Source organism: Azospirillum oleiclasticum (assembly GCF_013423485.1).
Classification (GTDB): Bacteria; Pseudomonadota; Alphaproteobacteria; order Azospirillales; family Azospirillaceae; genus Azospirillum; species Azospirillum oleiclasticum.
Map to the genome: position 1 here is coordinate 69,749 of NZ_JABFFR010000014.1, position 13,084 is coordinate 82,832.

Annotated in this window: 15 protein-coding genes and 1 tRNA gene; 11 read left to right on the plus strand and 5 right to left on the minus strand. The window is 70.6% G+C overall.

The annotated features are described in order from the left end of the window. Positions 1–36: 36 nt before the first annotated feature. The 5 genes from HL658_RS16945 to HL658_RS16965 form a co-directional block, all read right to left on the minus strand. A tRNA-Ser gene (locus tag HL658_RS16945) sits at positions 37–126 on the minus strand. A gap of 60 nt (positions 127–186) precedes the next feature. Beyond that, on the minus strand, positions 187–789 hold the full coding sequence (locus HL658_RS16950) for a hypothetical protein (RefSeq protein ID WP_246337655.1): 603 nt from the start codon (positions 787–789) through the stop codon (positions 187–189). Positions 790–867: 78 nt separating this feature from the next. Then, positions 868–1,638: an exodeoxyribonuclease III gene (gene xth, locus HL658_RS16955; protein ID WP_180283504.1), complete on the minus strand. Its 771-nt coding sequence runs from the start codon at positions 1,636–1,638 to the stop codon at positions 868–870. Between the two features lie 10 nt (positions 1,639–1,648). Then, positions 1,649–2,005 carry an iron-sulfur cluster insertion protein ErpA gene (erpA, locus tag HL658_RS16960; protein ID WP_180283505.1) on the minus strand — a complete coding sequence of 119 codons (357 nt, stop codon included), beginning with the start codon at positions 2,003–2,005 and terminating at the stop codon, positions 1,649–1,651. 103 nt (positions 2,006–2,108) lie between these two features. After that, complete coding sequence (locus HL658_RS16965; protein ID WP_180283506.1) at positions 2,109–3,161, minus strand: hypothetical protein; 1,053 nt, start codon at positions 3,159–3,161, stop codon at positions 2,109–2,111. Positions 3,162–3,400: 239 nt separating this feature from the next. Here HL658_RS16965 and HL658_RS16970 point away from each other — a divergent pair, with 239 nt between their 5' ends. From HL658_RS16970 to tatB, 11 genes are all read left to right on the plus strand, one after another. Then, positions 3,401–4,600: a deoxyguanosinetriphosphate triphosphohydrolase gene (locus tag HL658_RS16970; RefSeq protein ID WP_180283507.1), complete on the plus strand. Its 1,200-nt coding sequence runs from the start codon at positions 3,401–3,403 to the stop codon at positions 4,598–4,600. Positions 4,601–4,605: 5 nt separating this feature from the next. Further along, on the plus strand, positions 4,606–6,345 hold the full coding sequence (gene argS / locus HL658_RS16975; RefSeq protein ID WP_180283508.1) for an arginine--tRNA ligase: 1,740 nt from the start codon (positions 4,606–4,608) through the stop codon (positions 6,343–6,345). Continuing rightward, positions 6,342–7,262: an SPOR domain-containing protein gene (locus HL658_RS16980; protein WP_180283509.1), complete on the plus strand. Its 921-nt coding sequence runs from the start codon at positions 6,342–6,344 to the stop codon at positions 7,260–7,262. Before argS ends, HL658_RS16980 begins: the two co-directional genes overlap by 4 nt. Then, a complete protein-coding gene (gene nagZ / locus HL658_RS16985) occupies positions 7,249–8,301 on the plus strand; it encodes a beta-N-acetylhexosaminidase (protein WP_180283510.1) in 1,053 nt (350 codons plus the stop codon). The genes HL658_RS16980 and nagZ overlap by 14 nt, the downstream gene beginning before the upstream one ends. Positions 8,302–8,310: 9 nt before the next feature. Next, complete coding sequence (locus HL658_RS16990) at positions 8,311–9,009, plus strand: site-2 protease family protein (protein ID WP_180283511.1); 699 nt, start codon at positions 8,311–8,313, stop codon at positions 9,007–9,009. Between the two features lie 4 nt (positions 9,010–9,013). Beyond that, complete coding sequence (locus HL658_RS16995; protein ID WP_180283512.1) at positions 9,014–9,796, plus strand: segregation and condensation protein A; 783 nt, start codon at positions 9,014–9,016, stop codon at positions 9,794–9,796. Then, positions 9,793–10,422 carry an SMC-Scp complex subunit ScpB gene (gene scpB / locus HL658_RS17000; protein ID WP_180283513.1) on the plus strand — a complete coding sequence of 210 codons (630 nt, stop codon included), beginning with the start codon at positions 9,793–9,795 and terminating at the stop codon, positions 10,420–10,422. Before HL658_RS16995 ends, scpB begins: the two co-directional genes overlap by 4 nt. Beyond that, a complete protein-coding gene (locus tag HL658_RS17005) occupies positions 10,419–10,571 on the plus strand; it encodes a hypothetical protein (RefSeq protein WP_180283514.1) in 153 nt (50 codons plus the stop codon). Before scpB ends, HL658_RS17005 begins: the two co-directional genes overlap by 4 nt. Before the next feature lie 252 nt (positions 10,572–10,823). Continuing rightward, positions 10,824–12,113 carry an ABC transporter ATP-binding protein gene (locus HL658_RS17010; RefSeq protein ID WP_180283515.1) on the plus strand — a complete coding sequence of 430 codons (1,290 nt, stop codon included), beginning with the start codon at positions 10,824–10,826 and terminating at the stop codon, positions 12,111–12,113. Between the two features lie 100 nt (positions 12,114–12,213). Next, positions 12,214–12,528 carry a twin-arginine translocase TatA/TatE family subunit gene (locus tag HL658_RS17015; RefSeq protein ID WP_180283516.1) on the plus strand — a complete coding sequence of 105 codons (315 nt, stop codon included), beginning with the start codon at positions 12,214–12,216 and terminating at the stop codon, positions 12,526–12,528. A gap of 50 nt (positions 12,529–12,578) precedes the next feature. Next, complete coding sequence (tatB, locus tag HL658_RS17020) at positions 12,579–13,082, plus strand: Sec-independent protein translocase protein TatB (protein ID WP_180283517.1); 504 nt, start codon at positions 12,579–12,581, stop codon at positions 13,080–13,082. The last annotated feature ends 2 nt before the right edge of the window (positions 13,083–13,084 follow it).

Consider the following 13,084-nt stretch of genomic DNA (forward strand, 5'->3'; position numbering starts at 1 on the left):
ATTTCCCTATGAAATCAACGCTCTAGCGCGAAAAACTGGCGGACGGGGTGGGATTCGAACCCACGGTGGGCGTGAACCCACGGCGGTTTTCAAGACCGCTGCCTTAAACCGCTCGGCCACCCGTCCGGTACGTCCGCGGATATAGGAAAGGGGGGCGGCGGTCAACAGGCGGGTTGCAGGTGGGGGTCACGAGCGCACGGGGCGGGCCAGGTTGCGCAGGCGGCGCACCGGCTTGGGCGGCGATGGCTCGTCGGAGAAGTCGGGTAGGGCGGGGGCGCGGGCGCAGATGCGCTGGATGATCCCGGCGGTGGCGTCGAGGTCCTCCAGCACCGCCGGTGCCACCTTGTCGGCGTATTGCGGGCGGGAGAGCTTCAGCCGCATCTCCTCGATGATGCGCAGCTCGGGCTCGAACAGCTCGCGGGCGCCGATGGGCAGGATCTGGTCGTCGCGCATGCTGGCGAAGTAGCGGCGCGTGGCGTTGGCCAGCAGGCGGATCAGGAACAGGTCCATCTTCTCGAACTGTGCCCGCAGGTCGTCCACGCGGGTCTCAGACAGGCTCTGCAGACGGTCCTCGGTCAGGGTGGCGAGCGCGCGGGCCTCCTCCACCTTCTTGCGGAAATCGAGGTAGGAGGCGAACCGGTCGCCACCCATGTCGCGCTGGGCGCGCTCGCCGAGCGCGACGGCCTCCCGCGCCTGCCGCTCGATGGCGTCGATCAGGCCGCGGATCTCGTCCCGCCCCGCCGAATCCCGCTTCCACGCCATGATCGCCGCCGCTGCTCCCCTCACCATGCACCGCAGCACCAGCATGGCGGGGAAGGCGTTAACAAACTCCGATTGAATTCGATTGAAATGCAAACGAACGATCGGTCAGTCCATCAGTTCCACGATGACCGGCGTGTGGTCCGATGCCTTCTCCAGCCCACGCGGCCCGCGGTCGATGGTGCAGGCGGCCAATCGGTCGGCGGCCTGCGGCGACAGCAGGAAATGGTCGATGCGCAAGCCCTTGTCGCGCGGCCAGCAGCCGGCCTGATAATCCCAGAAGCTGTAGGCATGGTCGTCGTCGTGCAGCGCGCGGTAGGCCTCGGTCAGGCCGAGATTGACGAGGGCACGGAATTTCGCCCGCGACTCCGGCCGGAACAGCGCGTCGTTGGCGAAGGCCTTCGGGTCGAACACGTCGCGCGGCTCGGGGATGATGTTGTAGTCGCCGCCGAGCACGAAGGGCACCTCTTCCGCCAGCAGGCGGGCGGCGTGGGCGTACAGCCGGTCCATCCAGCGCAGCTTGTAGGCGAACTTTTCCGTATCGACCGGATTGCCGTTGGGCAGGTAGAGCGAGGCGATGCGCAGGCCGTTCATGTCGACCTCCACATAGCGGGCCTGCGTGTCCTCCTCCTCGCCCGGCAGGCGGGTCAGCACCACTTCGTGCGGCTTCTTCGACAGGAAGGCGACGCCGTTGTAGCTCTTCTGCCCGACCGCGGTGACGTGGTAGCCGAGATCCTCGAAGACGGCGGCGGGGAAAGCCGCGGTTTCGCACTTGATCTCCTGCAACAGCGCGACGTCCGGCGCGGCGCTGCGCAGCCACTCGGTGACGATGGGCAGCCGCGCCTTCGCCGAGTTCACGTTCCAGGTGGCGATCCGCAAGATCCGGCGCTCACACCGCGAAGGAATTGCCGCAACCGCAGGAGGCGGTCGCGTTGGGGTTCTTGATCTGGAAGGCGGCGCCCATCAGGTCCTCCACGAAATCGAGCGTGGAGCCGTTGAGAAGATCGAGCGAGCAGTCGTCGGTGACCACCTTGGTGCCGGCGTTCTCGAACACATGGTCGTCCTCGTTGACCGCGTCGTCGAAGTTGAAGCCGTACTGGAAGCCGGAGCAGCCGCCGCCGGACACGGTCAACCGCAGCATCAGCCCCGGCCGGTCTTCCTGCGCGATCAGGAAGGCGACGCGCCGGGCGGCGCTGTCGGAAATGGTGAGCACGCGGGTCTCGGCAGGCAGGGCGGTGTCGGGCATGGCGTTATGTCCTCAGCCGGGCAGGGGATGTCCGGTCATTGAATGTAAGCGTGGCGGGGGCGTTCGTCAAAGCTCCGTCCCGCGCCGGCCACGGGCCGCGGGCTCACCGGCTGCGCAGTGACGCGTAGAGCCCCGCCAGACTCTGCGCCAGATGGTCCTTCTCGATATCCAGCGCCTTGCGTCCGGGAGCGGTCGCGTCGAGCGCGGCCAGTTCGGTTTCGACCGCCTTCAGCCGCTGCTTCTCCGTTTCGATCCGGGCAGCGATCCGGGCGAACTGCTCGTCGGCGGCTTCCACAGCGGCGCGCTGCTGGTTGCCCGTCCGATCGGCCAGCAGTTTGGTGACCGCCGGTGATGCCGCGTCGGTGAAGAACTTCGCGACGCCGGCCCGCGTGGTGCCGATGGCGCCGATGTCCACCGATGGCAGTTGTAGGTCGCGGAAGAAAGTCTCCTCCTCCTCGGCCATGGCGGCTCGCGCGGTGGCCACGGCCGCCCGCATGTCGCTGCGCAGCTCCGCGGCCAGGGCGATCCGCGTGCCGGTGGTCGCGACCCGCTCCGGATCGGCCTGCCAGCGTGTGATCAAGCCCGCGTAGGTGGAGGAGATCTTCGACCTGGCGGTCCAGAACGCGGCGAAGCGGAAGCGCCGTCCGAAGGCGTCGCGCAGGATGCCCTGCGTCGCCGCGAACCCGGCGATCAGCGCGATCAATACCTCCGACAACGAGGTTCCAGCGCTGGCCGACGACGACAGGAGGACCGGGACCAGTCCGATTGCCATGGCGATGAACGGCATGCCGAGTGTGATGGCGAGCGCCGCCAGCAGGCCTCTCTGGTAGGCGCGCCTGCCCTCGTCGATCTTGTCCCCGTACCACGCGACGGCGAGCACCGTTTCTGTCATCAGCTCGACGATCTGGCGCTGATCTTCGGGAATGAAGTCCGTCAGCTTGGCGTCAACGCCGATCGCTTCGAGAAACACGGGAGCGGTCGCAACCGCATTCTCCGCCGAGCGGACGGAGCCCTTGCCGCCGCTGGCGGGAAACCCGGTACCGACGGCGGCCTTCAACACCGGCGGCCGGCCGGCTGGCGGCGCGCCGGTGGGATTGTCCTGACCGTCGGCGGGAAGCGGAGGGCAATCAAGGGTTGTGGTGGTGTCGGCGGCCACAGAGAACGGTCCTCCAAAAAGCACGCACTAGGAGTATGACAAGATAGCTATCGACCGTAAACTATGTCTCACTGGAATTTATATCGACTGGCGATCCACATGACTGCGCCCTGTGCCCGTTGAACGGCTGTGCGGGGCACGTGCGGTCCTGTTACGGGGTCCGGCCATCGGCTCGTTCCCCCGTCGTTCCCCCGCCTTCCCGGTTGCGCCGCACCCCGGCCCCGGCTAGGGTCCGGGCCATGACGGCGGACAGCTTCCATGGATGGCTGGCACCCTACGCCACGTCGCCCGCGGCCAGCCGCGGCCGGCTGGTGGGGGAGCCGGAGAGCCCGACGCGCTCGTGCTTCCAGCGCGACCGCGACCGCATCGTGCATTCCGGGGCCTTCCGCAAGCTCAAGCACAAGACCCAGGTGTTCGTGTACCACGAGGGCGATTATTACCGCACCCGGCTGACCCACAGCCTGGAGGTGGCGCAGATCGCCCGCTCCATCTCGCGCGCGTTGCGGCTGAACGAGGATCTGGCGGAGGCGGTGGCGCTGGCCCACGACCTCGGCCACACCCCCTTCGGCCATGCCGGCGAGGCGGCGCTGGACGACTGCATGAAGCCCTTCGGCGGCTTCTCGCACAACGATCAGTCGCTGCGCATCCTGACGCGGCTGGAGCGGCGCTACGCCGCCTTCGACGGGCTGAACCTGACCTGGGAGACGCTGGAGGGGGTGGTCAAGCACAACGGACCGCTGCTGCCGCTGCCGGCCGGGGCGGTGCTGCCGGTGACCATCCGCGCCTTCCAGACCGTCTGCGACCTGGATCTCGACACCAACCCGGGGCTGGAGGCGCAGGTCGCGGCGTTGGCCGACGACATCGCCTACAACAACCACGACATCGACGACGGTCTGCGCGCCGGCTTCTTCACGCTGGAGGAGATCGCCGAGCTGCCGTTGCTGGGCCCGATCATCGGCGACCTGCGCCGCCAATGGCCGGGGCTGGAGCAGCCGCGGCTGGTGCACGAGACGATCCGCTGCATGATCGACCGCATGGTCTCCGACCTTCTGGCCGAGACCGGCCGGCGCATCGCCGCGGCCGATCCCGGCGGCGTGGAGGAGGTGCGCCGGGCGCCGCGGGCGCTGGTCGCCTTCTCCGCCGGGATGGACGAGGTGCAGCGGCCGTTGCGCGCCTTCCTCAGGCAGCGCATGTACCGCCACTACCGCGTCAACCGCGAGATGAGCAAGTGCAAGCGGGTGGTGCGCGCCCTGTTCGAGCTGTTCATGGCCGAACCCAACACCCTGCCCACCTCCTGGCAGGTGGAGCTCCGTGACCACGGGGGCGACACCGATGACACGATGCGCGCCCGGCTGGTCGCGGACTATATTGCCGGGATGACCGACCGCTACGCCCTGTCCGAACACCGCCGCCTGTTCGACGTCGATACGAAGACCTGAAAACCATGAACATCTTCAAAGCGTTCGAGACCGACATCCGCACCCTGCTCGGTGAGCTGGCCGCCGAGGGCGCGCTGCCCGCCGGGCTGGACACGGCCCGCGTGACGGTGGAGCCGCCGCGCGAGGCGGCGCACGGCGACCTGTCCACCAACGCCGCCATGGTGCTGGCCAAACCCGCCGGCATGCCGCCGCGCAAGCTGGCCGAGATGCTGGTCGAGCGCCTGCGGCAACGCGCGGACGTGACGGCGGCGGAGATCGCCGGCCCCGGCTTCGTCAACCTGCGGCTCGACCCGGCGGTGTGGCGGGATCGGGTGCGCGACGTGCTGTCCGCCGGTCCCGCCTATGGCGACAGCGCGATGGGCGGCGGCCTGCCGGTCAATGTGGAGTATGTCTCGGCCAACCCCACCGGGCCGCTGCACGCCGCGCACGGGCGTGGCGCCGTGTTCGGCGACGCGCTGGCGGCGCTGCTGGCCAAGGCCGGCTACGCGGTGACGCGCGAGTACTACATCAACGACGCGGGCGCCCAGGTCGATGTGCTCGCCCGCTCGGCCTACCTGCGCTACCGCGAGGCGCTGGGTGAGGCGATCGGCGACATCCCGGCCGGCCTCTACCCCGGCGAGTATCTGAAGGATGTGGGCGAGGCGCTGGCGGGGCGCGACGGCGACCGCTGGCTGGCCGCGGAGGAGGCCGACTGGCTGCCGGCGGTGCGCGACTTCGCGATCGCCGAGATCCTGAAGACCATCAAGGCCGACCTCGACCTGCTGGGCGTGCGGATGGACGTCTACACCTCCGAGCGCGGGCTGGTCGCCTCCGGCGCCGTGGACACGGCGCTGGCGTCACTGGAGGAGCGCGGGCTGATCTATGTCGGCGTGCTGGAGCCGCCCAAGGGCAAGAAGCCCGAGGACTGGGAGCCGCGGCCGCAGACCCTGTTCGCCGCCACCCGCTTCGGCGACGACGTCGACCGGCCGCTGAAGAAGTCCGACGGCTCCAACACCTACTTCGCCAACGACATCGCCTACCATTTCGACAAGTTCCGGCGCGGCTTCGGCAGCCAGATCGACGTGTGGGGGGCCGACCATGGCGGCTACATCAAGCGCATGCAGGCGGCCACAACGGCGGTGACCGATGGCAAGGCGGCGCTGGACGTGAAGATCTGCCAGCTCGTCCACCTGCTCCAGGACGGCAAGCCGGTGAAGATGTCCAAGCGCGCCGGCACCTTCGTGACGCTGAGCGACGTCATCGGCGAGGTGGGCAAGGACGTCGTCCGCTTCATCATGCTGACCCGGCGCAACGACCAGACGCTGGACTTCGACTTCGCCAAGGTGACCGAGCAGTCCAAGGACAACCCGGTCTTCTACGTGCAGTACGCGCACGCCCGCTGCCGCTCCGTGCTGCGCCACGCCGGCGACCCCAAGCCGGCCGAGCTGGTGAACGTCGACCTGTCGCGGCTCGATGCGCCGGAGGAGATGGCGCTGGTGCGGCGCATGGCGACCTGGCCGCGGCAGGTGGAGTCGGCGGCCGAGGCGCACGAGCCACACCGCGTGGCGTTCTATCTCTATGACCTTGCCAGCGACTTCCACGCGCTGTGGAATCGGGGCAAGGACGACACCACCTTGCGATTCCTGGTCGACGGCGACGAGGCGCTGACGCGGGCACGGCTGGCGATGGTGTCGGCCGTCGCCACGGTCATCGCGTCCGGTCTGGCCGTGATGGGTGTGGAACCGGTGGAGGAGATGCGATCGTGAGTTTGGATCACGACGTCCATTATTCGACCGGCACCTACGGGCATGTGGCCCCCCCGCGGCGGCGCCGCGGGCTGTTGGGCTACGCGCTGCCGGTGGTCGGAATCCTGGCCTTCGCGGGGGCCGTGGTCGTCGTCTATGGCGGCGGGTCCGGTTCGGGCGGCATCGGCGGCGGGCCGCCGCTGATCGAGGCCGACGGCACCCCCACCAAGCTGCGCCCGCAGGAGCCGGGCGGCATGGAGGTGCCGCACCAGGACAAGCTCGTCTACGAACGGCTGCACAACGGCACGTCCAAGCCGTCGGTCGAGCGGCTGCTGCCGCCGCCGGAAACGCCGCTGCCGCGCCCGGTGGTGACGCCGCAGCTTCCGCCGCCGCTGCCGGTGCCGACGCCGCCCGGTCTGGCGCAGGTGATCCCCGCTCCGCCGCCGGCGGCGGAGCCGCCGGCCGTGTCGCCGGCAACGCCGGCTCCGGCCCCGGTCCCTGCGCAAACGGCCCAGGCGCCGCGCGCCACCGCGCCCTCCGCGGCGCCCGCCGCCACCCCGGCCCCCGCGCCACGTGTTCAGGCGGCCCCCCCGGCGACGGCCCCTGCGAAGCCGGCACCCACGCCAGCCCAGCCGCAGACCGCGGTCTTGCCGCCGCCGGCAGCGGCTCCGGCGAAGCCGGCGGGGGGCAGCGGCGCCTGGCGCGTCCAGCTCGCCTCCGTCCGCAGCGAGACGGAAGCGCAGGCGGAGTGGAAGCGGCTGCAATCCCGCTACGGCGACGCGCTCGGCGGCCTGTCCATGTCGATCGTCCGCGCCGATTTGGGCGACAAGGGCGTCTATTTCCGGGTGCAGGGCACCGGTGCCGACGAGGAGCGGGCGAAATCCGTCTGCAGCCAGTTGAAGGCCCAGAACGTGGGGTGCGTGGTTGTCCGTCCTTAAGCCGAGGCCGGCCCCGCGGCACCCGTGTGCCCTCATCGTCGGCTGCGCGGGCACCACGCTCGGTGCGGACGAGCGCGCCTTCCTCGCCGAGGCCGACCCGCTCGGCTTCATCCTGTTCCGCCGTAATTGCGAGAACCCGGTGCAGGTGCGCGCTCTGGTCGCCGACCTGCGCGCCGCGGTCGGCCGCGCCGACGCGCCGGTTCTGATCGACCAGGAGGGCGGACGCGTCGCCCGCCTGCGCCCGCCGCACTGGCCGACCAACCCGCCGGCCCGCCGCTTCGGCGAGCTGGCGGAACGCGACCGCGCCGCCGGCCGGCGCGCCGCCTGGATCAACGGGCGACTGCTGGCGCTGATGCTGCTGGACCTCGGCATCACCGTGGACTGCGCGCCGGTGTGCGATGTGCCGGTCGACGGGGCGCACGATGTGATCGGCGACCGCGCCTTCGCCAACGACCCCGCCCTGGTGGCCGAGCTGGCGCGCGCCACCTGCGAGGGGCTGATGGCGGGTGGCGTGCTGCCGGTGATCAAGCATCTGCCCGGCCACGGGCGCGCCTGCGCCGACAGCCATATGGAGCTGCCGGTGGTGGACACCGCGGCGCACGAGCTGGCCGCCACCGATTACGCCCCGTTCCGCGCGCTGGCCGACATGCCGCTGGGCATGATGGCGCATGTGGTCTTGCGGGCGGTGGACGCCGACCACCCCGCCAGCACCTCGCGCCGGGTGGTGGAGGAGATCGTGCGCGGCGCGCCGATCGGCTTCGACGGGCTGCTGTTCAGCGACGACCTGTCCATGGGGGCGCTGGCCGGCGGCATGGGCGAGCGCGCGGAGGCGGTGCTTGCCGCCGGCATCGACGTGGTGCTCCACTGCAACGGCGACCTGGACGAGATGCGCGCGGCCGCCGCGGCGGTCCCGCCGCTGGGCTACGCCGCGGCGCAGCGCTGGGTGCGGGCGCAGGCGGCGCGTGCCGTGCCCGGAGCTGTGGACGAGGCGGAACTGCGCGCCGAGCTGAACGGCCTGCTCGGGCTGCCGGCGGTCTGACGGAAGGGGATGGGCGTGGAAAGCTGGCTGTTCACCGCGACGGCGGTCGCCATCCCGGCGATCCTCGCCATCACCCTGCACGAGGCGGCGCACGGCTGGGCCGCCTGGAAGCTGGGCGACGACACGGCCAAGGTGCTGGGACGCGTCACCTTCAACCCGCTGCGCCACATCGACCCGTTCGGCACCGTCATCCTGCCGGCGCTGATGTATTTCACCACCGGCTTCGTGTTCGGCTGGGCCAAGCCGGTGCCGGTGAATTTCAACCGGCTGAACAACCCGCGCATGGACATGGTGAAGGTCGCCATCGCCGGACCGGCCATCAACTTCGTTCTGGCGCTGGTGTCGGCCTGGCTGTGGGGCTTCCTTCCCGCTGACGGTCTGGGCGGCGGCGGACCCACCGTCGGAACCTGGGCGAAGGCGGCGCTGGAGGTGTCGGTCTTCGTCAACGTCATCCTGATGGTCTTCAACCTGATCCCGCTGCCGCCGCTGGACGGCGGGCGGGTGGCGGTCGGGCTGCTGCCGGACGCTTTGGCGGTGCCGCTGGCGCGGATGGAGCGGGTGGGGCTGCTGCTGCTGATCGGCGTGCTGTTCCTTCTGCCCATGCTGGCGCGGGAGTTCGGCTACGACCTCAACCTGCTCGGCTGGATCCTCGGGCCGCCGGTGGACGCGGTGATCGAGGTGATCCGCGTGCTGACGGGGAACGACTGAGGCCATGGCGAAGGCCGATGGTATCAAGCCGGCGGAGCCGGAGGCCGCGGCGGCCGAGCCGCTGGTGCTGGTGCTCGACGGTTTCGAGGGGCCGCTGGACATGCTGCTGTCTCTGGCACGCGACCAGAAGGTGGACCTCGCGAAGCTGTCCATCCTCCAGCTCGCCGACCAGTATCTCGCCTTCATCGCGGAGGCGCGGCGGGTGCGGCTGGAGCTGGCGGCCGACTATCTGGTCATGGCGGCGTGGCTGGCTTTCCTGAAATCCCGCCTGCTGCTGCCCGAGCCGGACGAGGAGGAGCCGTCGGGCGCCGACATGGCGGCGGCGCTGGCCTTCCAGCTCCAGCGGTTGGAAGCGATGAAGGAGGCGGCGGCGCGCCTGATGGACCGGCCTCAGCTCGGCCGCGGCCGCTTCGTCCGCGGCGCGCCGGAGGACATCGGCGTGCTGCACACGCCCTTCTACGAGATCGGGCTGAACGACCTGCTGCGCGCCTACGCCGACCACCGGCGCCGCAAGGAGGGCGGCGTGCTCCACATGGAGCCGATGCGCCTCTACTCCATCGAGGACGCGGTGCGCCGCTTGTCGGACATGCTGGGCCATCTGCCGGACTGGGCGACGCTGGCGAGCTTCCTGCCGGCCGAGGAGGGGGAGCCGCTGATGGGGCGCTCGGCGCTGGCCGCCCATTTCGCGGCGACGCTGGAGCTGGCCAAGGCCGGACGGATCGAACTGCGGCAGGAGGGTGCCTTCGCGCCGATCTGGGTGCGCAGCGCGCGCGTGGGTGAGGAATGATCGAGGAAGTGACGGACGCCGGGGTGGTGGAGGAACGGATCGACAGGCTCCGCCTGCTGGAGGCGCTGCTCTTCGCGTCGGCCGAGCCGGTGCCGGAGGCGGCGCTGGCCGCCCGTTTCGGCGACGGGGTGGACGTTCCGGCCCTGCTGGAGGATCTGCGCCGCCACTACGCGCCGCGCGGGGTGGTGCTGGTGCGGGTCGGCGCCGCCTGGGCCTTCCGCACAGCACCGGACCTCGCCGACCGGCTGCGGGTGGAGGAGGAGGTCGCGCGCAAGCTGTCGCGGGCGGCGGTGGAGACGCTGGCGATCATCGCCTATCACCAGCCGGTGACGCGCGGCGAAATCGAGCAGATCCGCGGTGTCGCGACCAGCAAGGGCACGCTCGACCTGCTGATGGAGCAGAACTGGATCCGTCCCGGCAAGCGGCGGGAGAGCCCCGGCCGTCCGCTGACCTGGATCACCACCGAGCATTTCCTGGACCATTTCGGCCTGGAAAGCCTGAAGGAATTGCCGGGGGTGGAGGAACTGCGCGCCACCGGCCTGCTGGATTCCCGCCCGGTGCTCTACGGCGTGACCGCCGACGACAGCGCCGTGCCCGTAGCGGAGGCGGAGGACGGGGAGGAGTGACCGGCGTGGGGGTGGCTGCAAAACGCTTCCTCGGCCGAAATGCACTCCAGCAACCGGCGCTCGACCCTCAGCAGCACCTCACGGCACGCGATGCCGACATCGCCGTGGCTGAGATCCCGCACCAGATGCACCGCCCGGCAAACCGGTGATTGCGGCTGATACTTTAGCATGATGGCCACTCCGAAAGGCATAGCCAATCAAAACATACTCGCCTAGGGGCTTCAACGGCGTTCTTCCAACCGCGACAGAAATCGGCCAACGGCGACGAACCGTAACAAGCCAGAAAGCCGCACGTCGGCCGCAGTAGCCGTCAATAAGAACCATTTGCGCCTTCGCGGGCGGACGCGCTAGTAAGAGCGGTGGTGCCCCAAGAATCCCGCCGGTCCGGAGTCCTCCCGTCCATGGATCATCACGCCGCCGTAAGCGAAAGTCAGGGTTCCCGCCCGTCACGCCTGCGCGCCGCGCTGCGGGAACGGACGGCGGGCTGGTTCGGCCGGGGGGAGGAGCCGCCGGCCCCTTGCGGTGCAGCGCCTGTGACCCTGTCGGGCCGGCCGGCCATCGACGCGCTGGGGCCGCGCGAGCCTCGCGCCGCGGTGCCGCTGGAGGCGCTGGCGCTGGACGCCGTGACCCACCGGTTCGGTACGGTCACCGCGGTGGACGACGTGACCGTGACCGTCGGGGCGGGGGAGATCGTCTGCCTCTGTGGCCCCTCGGGCTGTGGCAAATCGACCTTGCTGCGCATCGCCGCCGGGCTGGAGACGTTGCAGCTGGGGGAAGTGCGCGTCGGCGGGCGGATGGTGGCGGGTGAGGCCGGTGCGGTGCCGCCGGAGCGGCGCGGCGTCGGGCTGGTGTTCCAGGACTACGCCCTGTTCCCGCATCTGTCGGTGCTCGACAACGTGCGCTTCGGCCTGTCCGCCCTGCCGGCGGACGAGCAGCGCCGGCGCGCGCTTGACGCGCTGCGTCAGGTGGGGATGGGCGATCACGCCGACCGCTTCCCGCACCACCTGTCGGGCGGGCAGCAGCAGCGCGTGGCGCTCGCCCGCGCGCTGGCGCCCAACCCGGCGGTCCTGCTGCTGGACGAACCCTTCTCAGGCCTCGACGCCCGGCTGCGCGAGCAGGTGCGCGACGAGACCCTGCATGTGCTGAAGCGCACCGGGGCCGCCACCATGCTGGTCACCCACGACCCGGAGGAAGCCATGTTCCTCGCCGACCGCATCGTGCTGATGCGCGACGGACGGGTGGAGCAGGTCGGCTGCCCGGTGGACCTCTACACCCGCCCCGCCACCGCCTACGCCGCGGCCTTCTTCGGGGAGGTCAACGCGCTGACGGGCGTGGTGCGTGGCGGCACGGTGGACACGCCGGTCGGACGGCTGGCGGTGGAGGGACATGCCTGCGGCTGCTGCGTGGCGGACGGCGCGTCCGTCGAAGTGCTGATCCGGCCGGAGGCACTGAAGCTGGCACCGCTGACCGACGGGGTGCCGGGGGCGCTGCCGACGATCGCGCGGGTCGCCGCCGCGCGCCTGCTCGGGCGCAGCAGCCTCGTGCACCTGAACCTGCCGGACGGGCGCGGTGGCACGGTGCACCTGCACGCCCGCATGCCCGGCCAGTTCCTGCCCGCCGAGGGCTCGCATCTTTCCGTGGAGCTCGACCGCACTCAGGCCTTCGTATTTCCGGCCAGCGTCACCAAGTGATCGGTGTTCGATCCATCAGGGCCCCGCGGCGTTGCGGGCACTTGGCCTTTCTGCCATAGTGCCGGCCCGACAGGGGGCGTACGCTCAGGACAAGGAAATCATGGGACTGACGAGCATCTGGCACTGGCTGATCGTGCTGCTGATCGTGCTGCTGCTGTTCGGCGCCGGCAAGCTGCCGAAGGTGATGGGCGATCTCGCCAAGGGCATCAAGAACTTCAAGGCCGGCCTGAAGGACGAGAGCGACGACGATCCCGCCTCGGCGGCGACACCGCTGCCGAACCAGGCCACGACCCCGCCGCCTCCGGTGAACCCGGCCCCGGTGCCTCCGACGACCGCCCAGCCGACGCCCGTGCAGCCCGCGGCGGCCCCGGCCGCCCACGGCACGCAGAACACCGGGACGACGACCCGCTCCTGACCGGGGCGGTCCCGTCCGACCACCGGCCGTAGCCTTGGAATCGAGAATCCATGTTCGACATCGGCTGGACCGAGATCATGGTCATCGCGGTGGTGGCCCTGGTGGTCATCGGCCCGAAGGACCTGCCCAAGGCCATCTACAGCATTGGCAAGTTCGTGCGGAAGGCGCGCGGCGTGGCGCGCGAGTTCCAGCACCACGTCGATGACATGATGCGCGAGGCGGAGCTGGACGAGCTGCGGCAGCAGGCGCTGAAGGCGCGCGACCTGAACCTGACCCGCATCGTCGAGGACACGGTGGATCCCAAGGGCACGCTGCGCGGCGCCTTCGAACCGCCGTCCCTCGATGGCTCCGGCCCGGCAACCGCCGCCGGTCCGGTGCCCGCGTCGGCCAGCCCGCCGGCTCCGCTGCCGGCGGCGGAGCCGCCGGCCGCCCCGCCGCCGGCTGCTGCCGAACCGGCGCCGGAGCCCGCGGCCCAACCCGCCGTCATGGCCGCCGCCCCGGCGTCCCCGCCGGCACCGCCCGCTGCCGTGCAACACCCTGACAAGACGGCCTGACC

Excerpts from the sequence above, each read along its gene's own strand:
- HL658_RS16950 (WP_246337655.1), bottom strand. The coding sequence starts at position 789 with ATGGTGAGGGGAGCAGCGGCGGCGATCATGGCGTGGAAGCGGGATTCG.
- erpA (WP_180283505.1), bottom strand. The coding sequence starts at position 2,005 with ATGCCCGACACCGCCCTGCCTGCCGAGACCCGCGTGCTCACCATTTCC.
- HL658_RS16970 (WP_180283507.1), top strand. The coding sequence starts at position 3,401 with ATGACGGCGGACAGCTTCCATGGATGGCTGGCACCCTACGCCACGTCG.
- argS (WP_180283508.1), top strand. The coding sequence starts at position 4,606 with ATGAACATCTTCAAAGCGTTCGAGACCGACATCCGCACCCTGCTCGGT.
- HL658_RS16990 (WP_180283511.1), top strand. The coding sequence starts at position 8,311 with ATGGGCGTGGAAAGCTGGCTGTTCACCGCGACGGCGGTCGCCATCCCG.
- HL658_RS16995 (WP_180283512.1), top strand. The coding sequence starts at position 9,014 with ATGGCGAAGGCCGATGGTATCAAGCCGGCGGAGCCGGAGGCCGCGGCG.
- scpB (WP_180283513.1), top strand. The coding sequence starts at position 9,793 with ATGATCGAGGAAGTGACGGACGCCGGGGTGGTGGAGGAACGGATCGAC.
- HL658_RS17010 (WP_180283515.1), top strand. The coding sequence starts at position 10,824 with ATGGATCATCACGCCGCCGTAAGCGAAAGTCAGGGTTCCCGCCCGTCA.
- HL658_RS17015 (WP_180283516.1), top strand. The coding sequence starts at position 12,214 with ATGGGACTGACGAGCATCTGGCACTGGCTGATCGTGCTGCTGATCGTG.
- tatB (WP_180283517.1), top strand. The coding sequence starts at position 12,579 with ATGTTCGACATCGGCTGGACCGAGATCATGGTCATCGCGGTGGTGGCC.